We start from the raw sequence: 18,474 nt of genomic DNA on the forward strand, positions 1-18,474 counted from the left end.
ATCTACCTCAATTATCCATTCTAATCACAGGTTAAGGTCTTTTTCTGCTCAGGAATAAAGATACAAATTGATGATTTTTCCAGATGTGATCTCTGCGTGTTTAAAAACAACTTCATCCGTTGAACGCAGGAAATCGCTTCGTACAGGGTAATTTTCAGTCTTCGACCTATAGACGTCCTGACGATTCTCTATGGAACTGAGTTTACCCGCTTATATCCCCATTTTTAACTATGTTGCTTATCTTATAAATCTCGTTTCGCTATATAATCAGTTTTTACATTCCTGTTTTAAGTTTAATGGCTCTTCGAACATGCCCTCTCAGGTATAATTTTGATAGGCGATTATAAGTGCTAAAAATAGTTTGCGAAACAGACTTATATCATTCTTTCACGTGCCTCTTCCTTTAAGACTTCTGCATCTAAAGGCAAGGGTTTTGTCCCCTGTAAAAAAAGGGAAGGTAAATTCAGTCATATCATTTTTGTCTTTATTTTTGCCTATTTTTGTCTTTGTTTTTGTCTATTTTTTTCTATTTTTGTCTGGTTTTCTCCCCGAACTCTGGCGTTTGCTCAAAGAAACAAGAGACAGGGAGCATTCATAAAGATCCCGAAATTCATTCCCGTACTACTCAGGATCTGAAGTTCCACAAAAATTTGGAATGTAGTCGTTATGACAGTTGTCAACCCGGTGACAACTTCATTTTGGGTCATTTTTGTTTTCATGAAGTTTAAATATTCTTTCTAAATTCACCGTGGTCATTCAGAGTACAATTTTGATCCTCTAGAATTACATATTTATGTGCGCGTTCAAGTACCTACAATAATGTCTCCGCATCTTTTTTACTAAGTAATGGAATGATACTTTTTCTGTATAAATATAATTGGTAGTTTATTCTCTCAGTGGTTAGTTCAATGATATACAACTTGTTCAGTTCCTTATCTATTATACTGATCTGTCTATATTATATTGAATTAATAATATTTAAAAGTCAGACTGTATTAGTTTCATGAGCTCCAATGTATTTTCTGGACGTTTTGGTCGCATTTTCAAGCACCGTCGAACGACTTCTCCTAAGCGTGATGAGGGAAATGCCACTCTCGAACTGCTGAAAAGTTCTCTTTTAGTTGCATTTTCTGGTGCACTCCGAATACACCTTGCATTTCTACTACTTCACATTCAATCAAGTATACTGACCTGTGTTGCAGGCGGTCTAATTATTTACACAGTTTATACACTTGACAGAGCTTTTGATTCCGAAGAAGATACTGTAAACCGGAAGGAATTGAATGGCTCGAATAAAAAATTCGGACTCGCGGTTTCACTACTGGCTTTTATTCTAGGAACTTGCATACTGGCAAAAGAAGGAATGTTTGCACTTGCTTTCGTACCTTTCATAACTGGCTATCTGTACAGTAAAGGCATTAAAATCGGCAAGTTCGCTCTGAAGCTCAAAGGAGGGCTTGGAATTAAGAATATTGTTGTAGGGCTTACATGGGGACTTTTTATTGCAGGACTTGCAGGTAGCGGGTGTGGAAATCTGGTCCCTATTGTTCTGGTTTTTATTTTCTTCGGAGTAAAACTCTTCATCAACTCCGCCATTTATGATTTCAAGGATGTTAAAGGAGATACTCTTGCAGGTATCAAGACCCTTCCCGTAAGCCTGGGGACAAGGAAAACTCGCAATCTTCTTACTTCCATGCACCTGCTCTCCCACCTGGTGCTTGGGATTGCCCTTATCCACGGAGTCCTTGCTTTCGAACCCCTTATAGTTCTCTATAGTTTCATTTGCGGACTGATATGCATCCAGAATTTTACAAGCTCAGAAGATGAGAAACTTTCTTCTCAAACACTTGAAAGGACCGTTCTTGTAGACGGAGAATCCACTTCTATTCTTGGACTCAGGATGATTGCAGGTGCTTTAATTGCATAAGACCTGATTTTACAAAATTCTAAAAAAACGATGAAAAAACTTAGTCTAATAAAAAACTCAATATGATAATACATCCGGAGCTTGATGTTTATTTTTTAATTCTCACAAAAAGTAGTAAGGAGAGTCAAAAACCTGGTTAATCACGTTTTAAACAGGTTAGACTGAAGATCGAGCATCTTCAGCCACACTTACAATTCTATTTCCAGCTCTTTCATCTTCATACCCTCTGAATAACTACAACCTCAGGTCATTTCAACCTTTCGATTTACAGACTCCTTATCTCAACTGCACTTTCTTTATAATGCTTAAAAAGGTCTTCTCCCCATTTAATTGATGAAGAATCAAAACCTACAAGGTCACTTCTCGGGTCAAAGGTTCCGTTTTTGAAAAAGAGTGAGAGTGACATAAACCTGTCTGTTACGACGAAAGCTACCTTTGCGCTGTCGTAGACATGGAAACTTGTGTGTTTATACTTAAGAAATTCTTCTATTTCTGCGTTATGCTCGCTTTTTATTTTAAAAAAGACATTTGGTGTAACAATTATGGAGATCGGAATATTCCTGCGGGCCATCTCAAGAAACATCGGCGGATGACTGGGAAGGAAAATTGATGAAAAGCCCATAAAACGGCCGGAAGTAAGGACATTTTCCATGAACGCCTTATGGGAGTCATAAATATGTTCATGCTCGTCCTTTACAACTCTGCACTCCTTTAGCTCCTGTATTCTGTTTAGCAACATATCCGGAACCGCTATAAGGTCATGGTCTCTCCAGAAGTCTTCGTTTGCTTCTATAGCTGCCAAAGTGTCAAGGAAAGGTTTGTAATATATGGCTGAAACTTTTCCCAGATAAGTCAACCGATACATTCCTTCCTGTCTGACAATTAAATTCGAATTTTCCATTTCTTTCAGGCGAGGTAGAATCTCCGGTGATCTTACATCGAAATAGTCCTTGATCTCCGAAAGGGTTTTTGGGCTCTCCTGAAGTAAAAATAAAATATCTTTTCGTTTTTCAGAAAAGGTTAGGATGCTTAAAAGTCCAGTTGATTTCACATTTATCAGCCCTTATTTTTTCATACTGTTTTTGGAGTAATTTAAGAGTTGTTACGAAAAGGTAAGTTCTCCGGCTTTTATTTAAGGTGAAGATAATTTGGTTTTTTTAATTTTTTTCATCTTTTATATTGAATTGAGGTGGCAGTTATATCAGAATGATATAATGTTGCTAGAATGGTATACGAATTCAATATATATTATCTTTTTCAAGAGTATACTTAATTCTTAATAATTTTTTCTGGTATTTAGATATTCTATGTACCGGTCCTTCGAAAACGCAGAATATCTTGCTGGAAAAATATTCTTAACTTAATGAAAAAACAGTTTATGACAATGATATAAAATTATTCTACTAATATACGTTTTAGAACTGCTTATCCGGAATGCAGGTTGAAAATCATGGGTAAAAAATTGATATTTAAGATTGGCTTTTGATAAGTTATTAATCAAAATAGTTAGATCCTGTGGTGAATTAAATAATAAGCCAGGTGCATTAATAAATTTTTTGAAGTACGCGGTAATCAAATAGACATATGCACTTAGCCAAGGAATTTTAGAACTCTTGACTCTGGGAAATCTTTCGTCTTCTAACCCTGAAGCTCTGAAAAATAAGTTTAAAATGAGAATGTACCCTGCCCGGGTGCAGGGGTACTCGAGCTTTTACATTAAGATCAGGTTCAATACATTGGATCCTTCTTTGTTTTTATATCGAACCTTTACCTTTTGATTTTTCAATGAAGAAAATGCCGCATGCCTGTAAAAACCAGGGCAACTTCAAGTCTGTTTGCAGTAGCAATAACTTCACTATCTCTGATTGAACCGCCAGGGGAAACAATATAGCGTATGTTATTTTCTGATGCATGGATTACGCTGTCATCGAAGGGGAAGAAAGCATCTGACGCCATTACACATTCTGACATAATCTTCTGGCAGTACTCTTCAAAGGATGAAGCAAGCGGTTCCCGCTCATAAATTACCCTCAGGTTTTCAACTGCCTTTGTGGCTGCCAGTTTACGGATTGAGTCCACCCTGTTAGGCTGCCCCGCTCCCATTCCCAGTACCATGAAATATCCCGGTTCGTATTCATACGCGAGGATCACAGCATTGGATTTTGTGGCTTTGCAGGCTTTAAGGCAGAACTCCGAGAGAGCGCGTTTGTCTTCAGGATAGGGAATCTCAGTAACAGATTCCCATTTTTCATAGATCCCTATATCACGACTCTGCTTAAGCATGCCTCCGACCACGTATTTGTATGTGTATTCCGTTCCGAAAACCTCTCTGAGTTCCGGAAGTTTCAGGAGCCTCAGGTTTTCACTTTTATTTTTCAGGTACTCCAGGGCATCAGGCTTAAAGTCAGGGGCAAGGATGATTTCTATGAATTTCCCATTCAGAAAAGTTGCAGATTCGAGGTCAAAAGTCTCGTTTGTACATATTATGCTTCCGTAAGCCGAAATCGGATCCCCATCCCAGGCAGCCTGAAGTGCTTGCAGGAGTGTTTCTCCAGTAGCAAGTCCGCATGGGTTGTTGTGTTTTACAATTGCTACGGCAGGGGACGAATTTCCGAGTTCTTTGACCGTCTGGAGGGCATTGTCTGCATCTACATAGTTATTGTAGGAAAGCTCTTTTCCATGCAGCTGGACTGCTTTTGCCAGGCTGGGGCCTTCGATCTTAGACTCTTTATAAAAATATGCTTTCTGATGCCAGTTTTCTCCATAGCGAAGTTTCACGCCATCGGCAAATTTCAGGCGGAGCACCTCTTCTCCAAGCAGGGTCTTGCTCAGATAGGTATCAATAGCTGCGTCGTAATCAGCCGTATGCCTGAAAGCTTTGACTGCAAGAGCAGCTCGGGTTTTGTCGGATATGACTCCACTTGAACGCAGTTCTTTAAGGACATGTCCATAGTCTGAAGGGTCAGATAATACTGTTACAGAACGATAATTTTTGGCTGCAGAGCGGAGAAGGGTCGGGCCTCCGATATCTATATTTTCAATGGCTTCTTCAAGCTCCACATCCTCTCTGGAAACCGTTACTTCAAAGGGGTACAGGTTTACGGCTATCAGATCGATAAGAGAGATATCTTCTTTCGCAGCCTCCTCCATCTGTTCCTTACTGTCCCGCAGGCATAGGAGCCCGCCATGAATTCTCGGGTGGAGAGTTTTAACTCTTCCCCCCATCATCTCCGGATAGCCTGTGACTTCCGTGACATCAGTAACCTCGACGCCGGCGTCGCGAAGGATTTTCGCAGTCCCGCCTGTTGATATGATCTTCACGCCAAGTGCTTCAAGCCCGCGTGCAAATTCCGCAATTCCTGTCTTGTCTGATACGCTGAGCAGTGCCCTTTTTACCAAAAAATCACCAATATACTTGGTTTAAAAATTATTAGCTATAAAACTTATGGTTTACATATTATTTTATTGGAAAGATGACCTTTTTATTGAAAAAATCAGAATTTAACTCCTTAAATGCAACATTTCTGTTAACGTTTAACATGAATCTCTTGGATTTCTAGTTCTTTAAGTTTTTGGTATTTTTTAACTATTGCCCTCTGCCATCTTTATATGAGGAACATCTTTCTGAAAAAAAGTTCAGGTAGAATTCTTATTGCTTGGAAATAGAAATGATAAGGGGTACAGGATGGTGATATTGCTCAAAGTTACTTCTTACGTCTGCCCTTGAATGTTTGAACTCATTTTTTAATCATCCTTTTAAGCCCATTTTTTGAGAAACAGGTAAAAAGGTTGGGGAATCGATGGAAAATGAATACGATATTATAATCATCGGGACAGGTACTGCAGGCAGAACTCTAGCAGGCAGGGCAAAGTCCTCAGGATTGAAATTTGCCATTATTGATTCAAGGGAGTACGGAGGCACATGCCCCCTTAGAGGATGCGACCCTAAAAAGGTTCTTGCAGGGGTATCCGAAGCCACAGACTGGAACAACAGGCTTATAGGCAAAGGTGCAGGGACAGAGAAGCCTTTACTGGTTTATTGGCCTTCACTTATTGAATTTAAGAGAACGTTTACTGAGGGCTATCCCCGTGAAGCTGAAAAAATGTTCGCAGATATGGGAATTGATATGTATCGCGGGAGAGCTCATTTTGAGAATGAAAACACCGTGCTTGTAGGGAAAGATAAACTCAAAGGGAAGTATATTTTCCTTGCTACAGGGTCAAAGCCGAGGAAACTGAGCATCCCTGGTGAGGAATACATGACAACAAGTGAAGAGTTCATGGAAATAGAGAAGTTTCCTGGAAAGATCATTTTTGTCGGGGGCGGATATATCTCCTTAGAGTTTGCACACATTGCAAGGAGAGTTGGGTCTGAAGTTTTAATCCTGCATAGAAGCGAAAAGCTTCTGGGAGGGTTTGATTCCGATCTGGTGAATATGCTTGTCAAGGCTTCCGAGGCTGCAGGCATCAGGATTCTTACAAACAGGCCGGTAGTAGCTGTTGAAAAAGGGAATAACGGATTTCTGGTAAATGCTGAGTACAAGACCGAAACGCAGTCCGAAATTCAGACTTTCAATGCAGATATGGTGGTAAATGGAGCAGGCAGAATTCCTGATTTCGAAGATCTGCGGCTTGAGAATGCCGGAGTTGAAGCTGGAAAAAAAGGTATTATAGTTGATAAGCAGATGAAAACATCAAATCCTCGCGTTTATGCGGGCGGAGACTCTACTGCTGAAGGCATGCAGCTTACTCCGGTAGCAACACTTCAGGGCGAGGTTGCCGCAGCTAATATTCTCGATGGAAATGGGGCTGAAGCTGATTATACAGGCATTCCCAGTGCAGTTTTTACCATTCCTGTCCTTGCTTCTGTTGGAATTAGTGAAGGAAAAGAAAATAGTAAATACAGGGTAATTTTCCGTGACCGCAGTAAATGGAACACCACAAGAAGAGCGGGACTGGAGTTTGCAGCCTCAAAGGTAATTATCGATGAAACAAAAGACCGTATAGCAGGAGCCCACATTCTGGGTCCGAATGCCGAAGAGGCTATCAATATCTTTGCTATGGCAATGCGACTTGGTCTCCGGGCATCGGACATAAGGAAAATGGTGTTTACGTATCCAACAGTATGTTCTGATATCCGTTATATGCTGTAAAAATCGGCTGTATGGATAGCTTATCTGAAATTATCCTATCGGAAAATGATCCTGAAATGTGTAATAAAAATAGTTATGCAAAGAGGTTAAACGCCTTTAAAAATCCTGATATTACGGTTGGGACATTGAGGCCGGGAAAATCGAAATGTTAATGGAGTTCTTTTGATGCCTGAAAAAAAACCGGGAAAGTTGACTTCTAATGAGCCCTTGCAGGAATATTATATTCCTGACAACAGACATAATTTTGACCGGGTCTGGGTCCTTTTAAAGGAAGAATATCCGGACGCAAAACCTTCTCTTAATTACAGCAATCCGCTGGAACTCCTTATAGCGACTGTCCTTTCCGCTCAGTCAACGGATGTCCAGATTAACAGAGTAACTGAATATTTGTTCAAAAAATACAGGACTGCCGAAGATTATGCAGGTGCAGACCTCAGAGAACTTGAAGCGGATATTTATTCTACGGGGTTTTACAAAAGCAAAGCAAAAAATATCAAAGCTGCCGCGCAGTTGCTTGTCGAGCTATATGGGGGCGAAGTCCCGCAGACAATGGAAGAACTGGTGACTCTGCCCGGAGTCGGGAGAAAAACAGCGAATATAGTGCTTGCCCGAGCTTTTGGAGTGATAGAGGGCATCGCCGTAGATACCCATGTAAAAAGAGTCTCTGGAAGGCTGGGCTTTACCAGGCACTCGGACCCGGTAAAAATCGAACAGGACCTCATATCACTTGCCCGAAAAGAAGACCTTGATTCGGTTTCCATGACCTTCATCTATCACGGGAGGAAAGTTTGCCAGGCAAGAAAACCCAGATGTCAGGTTTGTGTTGTAAAAGAGCTGTGTCCCTCCAGCATTATCTTTATTGGTGAGTAAGCGATGGAAATTTTTCAGGGACACTAAAGTATTACTAATAAAGGAAAATCTGGAAAGAGTCCTGATGATTTAGAACGAGTTATGCTGAGATACTTAATTCATGAGAATACTCATGGGGCAGCCGTTTCTTCCATGATCTGGAAGATGAACGGCTTTTCAAAAAGGAAATACAATTTTTTTGTCAGGCTTTTTTATTGAAAACCTTTCCCAACCCGAAACTGATTGCCAGTACCGCTATAGTTCCTATGGCAATCGCCATAATTTCCCCGCTTTTTCCCATTCCCTCTATTGAATAGTCAGTCATCGGAGAACTTACTGCAGGTTCCATTTCTTCAAGCTCGGACAGTTTTGATTCATCGATCACGCCCAGAGCAGCACTTTCCAGCCCGTCAGGGTTCGGAGATGCAAGAAAAGGGGCAAGTACCGAGACCAAGAGGGCAATTGCAATTCCGGAATACAAAAACTTCATATTTTTCCCGCTCACGCCATTGCCTCCATTTCTACTCTCTCTTTTCTGGCTTCCAGGCTATTTTCTTCCAGGAGATCAGGACGGGATTTTGCAATAGCCGTTATTGCTATTGAGGTAATCAGTCCTTCTCCTATGAAACCAATTATCAGGTGGAAGGTTCCCATTGCCATAAGCCCCGGAACCAGAGGGAAAGTACCTGCAATCCACATCTGAACTGCGCAGACAATTGACGAGATGAAAAGCCCTAGCCAGGCGCCTCCGAAGGCTGCAATGTTTATGCTCAAGCTCCTGCGGAGCACAGCGTAAGTATAATACCCTACAAAACCGGAAACAACCCCCATATTCAGGATATTCGCACCCATTGTAGTGATCCCACCGTCAGCAAAGGCAAAACCCTGCACAAGCAGCACGAGCGTGAGTACAAGAACTCCTGCCCAGGGACTTCCGAAAACAATTGCCACAAGGGCTGCCCCGACCATGTGCCCACTTGTCCCCATACCTATGGGGATGTTCATGGCTTGGATAGCAAATATCCCTGCTGCAAGGGCAGCGAGGATCGGTACTTTCATCTCATCGAGCTCTTTTCTTGCCCATCTCATTGACATTATAATGAAAGGAAGGGCAATAACCCAGTAAATTACTGCCTGGTCAAGCGGTATAAACGAATCAGGTATATGCATTCATTTTCCTCTTTTTACCCCATTTCTTGTCTTCTTAATTTCTAAACAGGAATCCCCGTTCTGGCACGGAAAAACATTCCTGAAGGGGATATGAGTATTCTTAAAATGAACGTCTTTGATCATTTCTCAGAAGTTAACCCTGCTTCTTTAAATATCTAATAACGTTCCCAATGATTATTCTAGAGAATTTCTTGATAATACCTGATTGTCCAGTATTACATATATACGTTTTGATATTACTTTGTCCGATAAATATTCGGTTTAATCAAATTCGTTATTTCTGTATTTATATATACGTCAAATTACATGTCCGTCGATGTCTTTCTGCACTGAAACGAGTATGCAGGTACAGGTTTTTAGTATTAAATAATAGAATGATTTATATTGTAAGAACGGAATTTACCCGGGAAAGAAGGTCTCATAAATTTTCAGGCAACATACGGCTTTTCAAATAAAATAATGAATATAAACGATACATCCTGCGCTGAATAGCAAAAATAAAATATCCTGAGCTTTGATTTTTCCTTTATAATATGCTTTTTCATATCCACTTCCGTATCCTCTGCAGAGCATACTTATATAGGTTTTTTCTCCCTGCTCGTAAGACCGTACGAAGATTGAACTGATGCTGTACCCTATCTGTTTTATAATCCACTTTCTTGTCACATTTTTGTTCCATATGTTAAAGAGGCGGGTTTGTTGTGCAATTTTTATTCTTTTCAGGACAGACCAGAAAAGAAAAAGGTAGCGTACCATCATGCTAAGCAGCAGGGTAAATTCCCTCGGAAAACCTATCCTATCAGCTGCTGAGACCATATCCCTCAACTTCGTGGTAGATGAAAGAAGTACGACTGATGTTACGCAGACAAGGAACTTTACGAGAAGTGAACTCCCGAAGGCAATTCCCTCATATGTTATGCTGAGCCCTAAAGGAAGATCCAGAGGATAAAGAGTGTAATTCTCAACAAAAGAAGGCTTCAAGAAAGGCTGGATCAGGGCAATTCCAATTCCTAATGGTAAGATTGCAAGAATGCGCAGGATAAAGTACCTTAAGTCCAGTCTGGCAGCAAGCACAAGAAGCAGAAGGTAAGCCTCAACTGCAAGAAGACGAGTTATATTTTCTTCATGGATGCGGGGCAGGCTAACTACGTAAAGGATCACTGCAAGCGCAAAGAGCAGTTTTACCCTTGGGTCGAGCCTGTGTATCGGGCTATTTTTGTATGATTCACGCTCGATATCAGTAAGTGTTACCATCAAAAGCTCTCCTGAAAATGTCCTGTGAAAAATTTTCAGGTTTTTATTTTATTCCTGCCTTCTGATGCGCGGAGCCTATAATCCGCAGGATCTCGTCCCTGGCAGTTTCGGCTGTTATCTGTATGCTTACATCAACGCCTTTCTGTTTCAGCATTTCGAAGACCTCTGCAATCCTGGGCAGCCTTAAGTGGGCTTTTCTGAGGAGTTCGGGGTCATTGAATATCTCTTCGGGGCTTCCGTCAGCCTCAAGTTTTCCGTGGTGGAGTACGAAAACCCTTTCAGCAAAATAAGGGACAACATCCACGTCATGGGTTGAAAGAAGCATGGTGATCCCGAGTTCCCTATTCATTTTCATGATAAGTTCCAGAATTCGGGCTGAACTCAAAGGGTCAAGTCCTGCTGTGGGTTCGTCAAGCACAATAACTTCCGGGCGCATGGCAAGGATTCCTGCAATTGCCACGAGTTTTTTCTGTCCTCCACTCAGGTGGTGCGGGGCTCTTTCTTCAAAACCCTTAAGTCCTACCATTTCAAGGGCTCCCTTTACCCTTGTTTCTACTTCCTCTCTGGACAGGCCCATATTGATTGGTCCAAAAGCTATATCTTCTTCAACACTCGGGGCAAGCACCTGGTCATCAGGATCCTGAAAAACTATTCCTACCGTTTCCCTGCACATCCGCACATTCTTTTTAGTAATCTTTTCTCCCTTTACCAGGACTTCCCCGGAAAGGGGGCGCAGAATCCCGTTAAGGTGTTTAAAAAGGGTAGACTTTCCTGCTCCGTTAGCCCCAAGCACTGCAACTCTTTCTCCACTGTGTACCTTCAAGTTTATCTTATCAAGGGCATTTGATTCCAGGTGTGGGTATCTGTGGCATAGATCTCTTACTTCAAGGATAGGGGTGTCGATTCTTTCTGAGGGATTGCCTGCTTTTTCCGGATTTCTCCCGGTTTCAGGGTTTTTTTTGCCCTTTATTTGCTCCGGAATATCTGCTTCTCCTCCGGGATTCCTTGGGGGGTTTGATTTGCTCATAACTGAAAACGTCCTGTACGGAGACCACTGCTTACCTTTATATAATTTTTAAAAAATAGTGTTACAGCTAATGAAGTTATCTTTTTTATGTGTTATGGTTTGTACTTCCCGATTTGCAGTTTATGCTCATTGCTTTATTCTATTTCAGGGTAGTGCTTTAAATTTCGGATCAATGATTCAGGTCAGCACTTTATTGTTTATGCCTGCTTTTCCTTTCTTTTACCTTCCTTTTACCTTCCTTTTACCTTCCTTTTCTCTTCGACTTTAAATCCTGAAAGGCAAATAAGCTTGAGAGATAATTATACAAATCTTCCCCGCGTCTTTTACGGTGATGCAGCGGGTCATTCTTCATATAGATATGGATTACTTTTTTGCAGCCATCGAGGAACGGGAAAACCCTGAACTCCGTGGAAAAGCAGTTGTAGTCTGCATGCTTTCAGGGCGAAGCGAGCTCAGTGGATCTGTAAGCACATGTAATTATATTGCCCGAGAATTCGGAATCCGGTCAGGAATGCCCTGCTCAAGGGCAAAGAAACTTAATCCGGAAGCCGTTTTCCTGCCTGTCAGGAAGCCGTTTTACACTTCGGTTTCTGATAGGATTATGGGAATTCTCCGCAGCTATGCAGACCCTGAAGAAAACGGAGATTCCTTTGAACAGATGAGTGTTGATGAGGCTTTCCTTGAAATAACCGACAGAACAGGTGGAGATTTTAACCTAGCTTTTGAGCTCGGGATGCAGATAAAAGGAGAAATAAAAGAAAAAGAGAAATTGACCTGCTCTATAGGAATAGGACCAAATAAGCTAATTGCCAAGATGGCTTCCTCCGCAAAAAAACCTGATGGGGTTACGGTTGTGAGTCCTCAGGATCTGGAAAATTTTCTCTGGCCGCTGAATGTGTCCAAACTCTGGGGGATCGGGGATGTAACTGCAAGAAAATTACAGGAAATGGGTGTAGTTACAATAAAGGACCTTGCAGAGCACGATGTTATCGAACTTATTTCCACCTTCGGAAAATCCAGGGGTATATGGCTTAAACATGCTGCTGCAGGAATTGATGACACTCTCCTTAAAGAAAGGGATGGATCAGAACAGATAGGAAGAATTGCGACATTGCCTGAAGATACTCTGGATAAGGAACTTATCTTTCCGCTACTGGATAAACTGGCAGGGGACGTTATTGAAAAACTGGACTCAAGGGAACTTTCCTTCAGGGTTGTAACCGTTACGGCCATAAACTCAAATTTCAAGATGTATACAAAGAGTCGCACACTCAGCCACCAGGTTTCTTCAAAGGAAGCCCTTCTTGGTGTAGCCAGGGAAATTCTGGGCGAATTCCTTTCGGAAAACAGGACCCGGCTCAGACGTGTGGGAGTAAGGGTAGGAGGACTCCAGAAAAGAAAGGGCCAGAAAAGCCTTTTTGATTACTGAGTCTAAATGATGTGTTTTTGCATAGTTTAAGGGTATGTTGTCCTGAACTAGTTTTTGCTTATATTTGTTTTTGCGCGGTCAGGTTTTATGTTTGCCCTATTTTACATGTCCCGATCTTACATGTGCTGGAAAGTTATGTTTACCCTGTTAAACCTGTAACAGGATTCTGGCTCATTACCAGATTTATATTTATACTCAGTATATAATTAAGATATGCCTTAGTTACTCTCATTTTATTGAGTGTATCTTCTTTTTTGTTAACCCATGAGATAATTTTTTTCATAAAATTTATCACACAAGAAATGTAATAATAGTATGGCTAATATTCCGAAATTGCTTCCATAACCTGAATTTCTACCCCCATTTTTTGAGCCATGCTATTTTTTATGTGGATCATCCCCGCATGCGGGTTTCTTCAAAATGGCACTTCATTGAAATTCGCTAAAAAAGGCGAAAAGAATTAATAGAGTGGGTAGGGAAGGACGGCTGCATAAGGACGGTTAGGAGAGGGACAATATGATTAAAAAACCGTTTACAATCCAGTTTCCGGAAAATCCAGTCAGCGGATTTAGCTGGGATATCGCGACCACTAACGGGCTACAGGTGACGAGGGACAGGTTTGTCCCTGAAGATGAGGAAAAGACCGGCAGCGGGGGATACCATATATGGGATATTCAGGTAACTTGCCAGGGCAGTCAAAAGATAACAGGCACATACCGGAGGGGTAACCAGATAGCAAGCTGTTTTGAGATCAATATTGATGCCGAATAATAATTTTTACAGGCTGTGGAGCCTGGAGCCCTGGCAAGGTCGCCTTCTCTGGCAAAAGTCCAATCCGCCCTGCCTTGCCTTGGACTCACTTTTGTTTTCTATTTTCGCTTCCCAATCTTCGCTTCCCGAGTTTCGCTTCGGGAGCACGAGGTCTGTTTCACTCGCTTCGCTCGCTCAAGCAGACTGATTTATAAAATCACAGCTTTTACTTCCCGAGTTTCGCTTCGGGAGCACGAGGTCTGTTTCACTCGCTTCGCTCGCTCAAGCAGACTGATTTATAAAATCACAGCTTTTACTTCCCGAGTTTCGCTTCGGGATCACAGGGAATCAGAGATTTCCTGGGAGTTGCACTGCAAGTGCAACAGCACGAGGTCCTTTTCGTTCCACTTCGTTTCTCTCGAGAGGACTAATAAAAACTGGTAGTTTTTCCTTGTCCTCCAGTCATGTTTTCCATAGTTCGTCTCTTAGTAACTTTCTTATTTCTTCCTTCCTTTCGATGGGTGCCAGACGAACTGACGGAAACATTTCCATAATCATATAGAAAAAAATAGTTTTTCTATTCGGGGGTAGTTCTCTACAGTATTCTGCTCATCTCAAAAAGAATGCAGGTTTACTCAGGGTCATTTTTTCTCTAGTTAGCTGGCCGCTACAGCTCTGCACATATTGAAAAAAACCTGGGTCAGCGGCACGGCACGAGAAATAAACTGGAGATGCCGATCAGGCTGCCCATAATAATATCAGGCTATTGTTTGTGGACAATCTGAGCATTTAATGACAGATACTGGAACTCTAACACCGGATACTGAACATCTAACACGAATATATTCACATAAATTTCACAAGTGGGCAGACTTCTATACAGGCTCCGCAGTGGGTACAGCTGTCCATTATCCAGGCTCTTTTTCCTTTCATTTCAATTGCTCTGTGCTTGCAATGCCCTACACAGACTCCGCATCCCTGGCAAAGAATAGCTCTCCGCACTGAGAACTCGACCATACGCATTAGCTTTTTTAGTGTTTTTTCGTTTTCACTTCTTCCGTTCACATTTCCTGAAGCAAAAACTTGGGCTCTTGATTCACCCATGGCAACAGAAGCAGCCCCTTCTATGAAGGAGACCTTACCTGCAGGGGAAAGCATTCCACTTTCTTCCAGAGTTCCTATATCTATTGCCTGCCCGAAACTTCCATCCGCAGAAATTCCTCCTGCTTTGCAGGGTCTGTATCCTGTGGCGACTTCAAATTGGAGTTCTTTTGGGGCATCCTGGGAAGGGAGCAGGGAAATTCCTTTTTTGTCCGCAAGTTCCTGCAGTACCTTCGGGTAGCGCTTATAGCGCCATAAGCCGTACTTTACCCATTCAGGAGAAAGCCCCATTTTCTCTGCATAAGCCTGAAGGTGGGAGTTGAGTTTTTTTGCAAGTTCGGGGTGGCTTTCTTCAAGCAGGAAAAAGTCGGATAGGGACGAAGAAGGACAGAGCCAGCATCCCATCCGGTCATACCCCTTTTCATAAGCAGGATTATAGGGAGCCTCTGTCCTGAAGAGGTAGAGCCAGATGTGCAGGGCTGTCCATTCCTGTATGGGAGATGCCCCAACCTGGTTTCCTACCCAGGGGTTTTTCCAGACCCTCTTACTGATGGACCGGGCATGGGATTCGTACTGGCGCTGCCCTATGAAGCTCAGGCAGCCTCCTTCATAGTTTTCATCAATCAACCTGGTAATAGGTCCAAGTTTGCATATCTTGCAGCACCAGCGCGTGTCCATTGTCGGAGGCCCGAAAACTCCTATGGATTCCCAGAAAGAATCTCCTGCGCTTGCTGTCCTCAGGGTTTTTCCATAATATTCCGCAACCTTTCTGACGTTTTCAAGAGTTTCCGGAAACTCAAGCCCTGTATCTGCAAACATCAATTCATAATCGTCCAGAGTTTCATCCACAAGTTGCAGCACTGCAAGGCTGTCCTTGCCTCCGGAATAGGATACGCTGACTTTCAGGTCCATACTCCCGGAAACGTTTCTTATGAAAGCATGAGCGTCTTCTATCATAGAGTCAAGAATTTTCTCATTGGCTTTTACGGCATCATCCCAGTTTCTTCCCGGTTCGAGGGTTTTTGCAGCTTCGGGTTCCGCACTCCAGCGCGGCTTTACCGCGTTCCCGCGCTTTTCTTCAAGCATCTCCCTGCCTGTCAGCCGTGCTCTCCCGCAGCAAACTACCTCTCCTGAAGGGATAAGGACAACAACCTCATCCTCTTTCTCGATCTCAGGGTCTGCATCAAGGACTCCGGGAGCCAGGACACTTGCCCCTTTTTTCAGGATAAAAGGCATAATTTCCTGCTCGATAACCACCCATTTTTTCAGCTCTTTCCTTTCCCTTCCCTGGAAAAGCCGCCGAGCTCCTTCAAGCCTGGGGAGAAGAACCCATGTGCAGTTTTCTATTTCGAACCTGATAGATGCAAGGACTTCTCCATCCACTATGATTTCATCCATCCGGTCTTCATAAGGAGCTTTATTAAGCACCACAAGGTGACCTTCGGGGATAAGAGGAGCATTAAATTGTTTTTCAGAAACGGAATTTATCCGCCTTATATCGTAATCAAAAGCCGGGCGAATATCTCCTGGAGGAGTTACCTCAACTTTTTTTGTTCTATTGCCGCACCCACACTGTTTTCCGAGCACAGGCACATTGCAGGCATCGCACCAGTGCAGGAGCATTTTGCCAAGGTATGCTGGTCTGGACATGTCACGCAGATTGAGAGAGGTTCACCTTTAAAAGGCTTTGGCTTTTCCTGAGAGCCTATCTTAAAATCAAATTGATTTTGCAACTGGGATAGGACTTCCGCATTTTAACTGAAAAAAGTAGCATTAAACTGTCAAATGTCTAAAATGTGAAGTTAAACCCTGATGTTTGTTGTATTTGATTTTTATCTAGGGTGCGTAAATTCTATGGAGTAATTCAATATGGTCTGCTGTCACGATTTATGATATGTATAATCAGAATTATAATTAAATAAGGAATAAGAGATTCCATTAAAGCCGCAATAACTATTGCTATTATAATTGATAAATCAGGTTGACCAATCACATTTAGAAAATTCAAAATAAAAAAAAAGGCAAAGCAAGCGATAAACAATATTCGATAACTTGATTTCTTCATAATAAATCCACTCCTATGTAATATCCACCACGTTTAGTAAAACCATTCTAGAATTAATCCAATAAGAATTTCAGTTCGATAAGTAACGACAGAAAAAACTATTTTGGCACTTTCTCCTTCCTGAGTTTCCATCCTCCATACAGGCAGGCCAAGCTTCCCAATAATCCAAAACCTGGAGTAGAGTTATTTTTGCTTGATTCATCTCCACCTGATCTACCACGGTTATCAGATTCAGAATTATTGTTGTTTGAATTATTGAATTCAACAGCGTTTTTTTCTTCAGACGATAAGTTAGTTTCTTCGACTCCGGTATCTTCAGTTGCATTTAAATTCGCCGCTGTATCCTGGTCAGTTTCATTGAAGGTTTCCATCTTACTTTGATCAGTCGTTTTAGAACCTCTAAAAGGTCCAATGACAACTCCAGTAGGGTAGTTCATATAATATTTTCCTGTACTCACCGTAGCTGTAACTTTGTTTGTTGCTGTGTCAATTACAGATACATTGTCGCTTTCGGCGTTTGCCACATATACCTTTGTTCCATCCGGGGTGATTGCAACTTCTAAAGGAGTAGTTCCTACAGGCACTGTGGATATAACTTTGTTTGTTGCTGTGTTAATTACAGAAACAGTGTTACCGGGATTATCGTAGGAACCGGAATTTGCCACATATGCCTTTTTTCCATCAGGACTGATTGCAATATCACCAGGACCGTCTCCTACAGGCACAGTGGCTGTAACGTTGTTTGTAGCTGTGTCAATTACAGAAACAGTGTTGCTGCCTGAATTAATCACATACACCTTATCTCCATCAGAACTGACTGCAACATCAGTAGGATAGTCTCCTACAGGCACAATGACTGTAACTTTGTTTGTAGTCGCATCAATTACAGAAGTAGTGTTATTGCGACTATTCGTAGCATAGATTTTTTCCCCATCCGGGGAGAATGCAACGTCATAAGTACTTAGCCCCATATTAACCGGGTCCATTACAGTGTTTGTGGATGTGCCAATTACTGTGTTAATTACAGAGACATTGTTGCTGTTATCGTCCACTCTGCTGTAACGATTCGTCACATAAACCCTTGATCCTTTCGGGTTAACTGAAACCCTCCGAGGATAACCTCCCACATCCACTACCGCATCAACAGTATTTGTTGCTGTGTCAATTACAAAGACATTGGTGCTGAATCCTGATGAGTCTGCTATGTATACCTTTGTTCCGAAAGGGTTGACTGCAGCTCCTCCAGCCCAGCCTTCTACAGGCACCACGGCTGTGAGATTGTCAGTTGCAGTGTCAATTACAAAAACAGTGCCAGTGTCGACGCCTATGCTCGTCACATATGCAAATGGAGCTGCACCTGTTACGCTCACCAGTATTAATATCGCAAATACAGTTATTCCAAAAACTCTCATGAGGATATATTCTCTACGTGCTTTATTAGACATTGCTAATCATGCCTTTTAGGGCGTATTTTATGGAGTTCAGGTAATCTTGGAAAGTATATTCGAACTCCATAAATTTCTCTTGCCTAACTCCTTATAAGTTTTCTGTCCATTCTATCAAACAATCTGAAAGGGCTCTGGACTTATGATTTCTTTTTCCAGATGTATTACTTAAAAGGATGAATTGTTTGAGACCTTGGATAGAAAACTTATATAATCATACCAACGCAAGTGCGTTCCTAGACTTAAAAAATAAGAGATGTTGTTTCCAGGGAAGATACGAACTGTTCAGTCAAATTCGAAAAAA

At 41.9% G+C, this 18,474-nt stretch carries 13 protein-coding genes; 5 read left to right on the forward strand and 8 right to left on the reverse strand.

What is annotated here, in order from left to right; translation table 11 throughout:
* Positions 1 to 1,003: 1,003 nt before the first annotated feature.
* Positions 1,004 to 1,927, forward strand: coding sequence for a UbiA family prenyltransferase (locus ACZ5A8_RS02455; RefSeq protein WP_464532005.1), 924 nt, complete (start codon positions 1,004 to 1,006; stop codon positions 1,925 to 1,927).
* A gap of 265 nt (positions 1,928 to 2,192) precedes the next feature.
* Here ACZ5A8_RS02455 and ACZ5A8_RS02460 read toward each other — a convergent pair whose 3' ends face one another.
* Positions 2,193 to 2,978 carry a helix-turn-helix transcriptional regulator gene (locus ACZ5A8_RS02460; protein ID WP_464532007.1) on the reverse strand — a complete coding sequence of 262 codons (786 nt, stop codon included), beginning with the start codon at positions 2,976 to 2,978 and terminating at the stop codon, positions 2,193 to 2,195.
* A gap of 731 nt (positions 2,979 to 3,709) precedes the next feature.
* A complete protein-coding gene (gene purH, locus ACZ5A8_RS02465; RefSeq protein WP_464532008.1) occupies positions 3,710 to 5,326 on the reverse strand; it encodes a bifunctional phosphoribosylaminoimidazolecarboxamide formyltransferase/IMP cyclohydrolase in 1,617 nt (538 codons plus the stop codon).
* Between the two features lie 401 nt (positions 5,327 to 5,727).
* Here purH and ACZ5A8_RS02470 point away from each other — a divergent pair, with 401 nt between their 5' ends.
* Together ACZ5A8_RS02470 and nth are read left to right on the forward strand one after the other, a co-directional pair.
* Positions 5,728 to 7,080 (forward strand): dihydrolipoyl dehydrogenase family protein, encoded by a 1,353-nt coding sequence (locus ACZ5A8_RS02470; RefSeq protein ID WP_464532009.1) that lies wholly within the window; start codon positions 5,728 to 5,730, stop codon positions 7,078 to 7,080.
* A 165-nt stretch (positions 7,081 to 7,245) separates the two neighbouring features.
* Positions 7,246 to 7,950 (forward strand): endonuclease III, encoded by a 705-nt coding sequence (nth, locus tag ACZ5A8_RS02475; RefSeq protein WP_464532011.1) that lies wholly within the window; start codon positions 7,246 to 7,248, stop codon positions 7,948 to 7,950.
* Between the two features lie 181 nt (positions 7,951 to 8,131).
* Here the strand turns inward: nth and ACZ5A8_RS02480 are convergent, their stop codons facing one another.
* From ACZ5A8_RS02480 to ACZ5A8_RS02495, 4 genes are all read right to left on the reverse strand, one after another.
* Positions 8,132 to 8,434 (reverse strand): PDGLE domain-containing protein, encoded by a 303-nt coding sequence (locus ACZ5A8_RS02480; protein WP_464532013.1) that lies wholly within the window; start codon positions 8,432 to 8,434, stop codon positions 8,132 to 8,134.
* The gene (cbiM, locus tag ACZ5A8_RS02485; protein WP_229387801.1) at positions 8,431 to 9,099 is read right to left on the reverse strand and encodes a cobalt transporter CbiM; all 669 of its coding nucleotides are present in this window, start codon (positions 9,097 to 9,099) and stop codon (positions 8,431 to 8,433) included. The genes ACZ5A8_RS02480 and cbiM overlap by 4 nt, the downstream gene beginning before the upstream one ends.
* A gap of 447 nt (positions 9,100 to 9,546) precedes the next feature.
* Positions 9,547 to 10,353 (reverse strand): cobalt ECF transporter T component CbiQ, encoded by an 807-nt coding sequence (gene cbiQ / locus ACZ5A8_RS02490; protein WP_464532014.1) that lies wholly within the window; start codon positions 10,351 to 10,353, stop codon positions 9,547 to 9,549.
* 43 nt (positions 10,354 to 10,396) lie between these two features.
* The gene (locus tag ACZ5A8_RS02495) at positions 10,397 to 11,380 is read right to left on the reverse strand and encodes an energy-coupling factor ABC transporter ATP-binding protein (protein ID WP_464532016.1); all 984 of its coding nucleotides are present in this window, start codon (positions 11,378 to 11,380) and stop codon (positions 10,397 to 10,399) included.
* A 328-nt stretch (positions 11,381 to 11,708) separates the two neighbouring features.
* Here ACZ5A8_RS02495 and dinB point away from each other — a divergent pair, with 328 nt between their 5' ends.
* Entirely contained in the window at positions 11,709 to 12,809 is a 1,101-nt protein-coding gene (gene dinB / locus ACZ5A8_RS02500; RefSeq protein WP_464532018.1) for a DNA polymerase IV, read from the forward strand.
* Between the two features lie 516 nt (positions 12,810 to 13,325).
* Complete coding sequence (locus ACZ5A8_RS02505; RefSeq protein ID WP_464532019.1) at positions 13,326 to 13,580, forward strand: protease inhibitor I42 family protein; 255 nt, start codon at positions 13,326 to 13,328, stop codon at positions 13,578 to 13,580.
* Between the two features lie 825 nt (positions 13,581 to 14,405).
* Here ACZ5A8_RS02505 and ACZ5A8_RS02510 read toward each other — a convergent pair.
* Both ACZ5A8_RS02510 and ACZ5A8_RS02515 read right to left on the reverse strand, forming a co-directional pair.
* Entirely contained in the window at positions 14,406 to 16,310 is a 1,905-nt protein-coding gene (locus tag ACZ5A8_RS02510; protein ID WP_464532020.1) for a phosphoadenosine phosphosulfate reductase domain-containing protein, read from the reverse strand.
* 513 nt (positions 16,311 to 16,823) lie between these two features.
* A complete protein-coding gene (locus tag ACZ5A8_RS02515; protein ID WP_322225823.1) occupies positions 16,824 to 18,170 on the reverse strand; it encodes a YncE family protein in 1,347 nt (448 codons plus the stop codon).
* Between the last annotated feature and the right edge of the window lie 304 nt (positions 18,171 to 18,474).

This window comes from Methanosarcina subterranea (assembly GCF_055385895.1).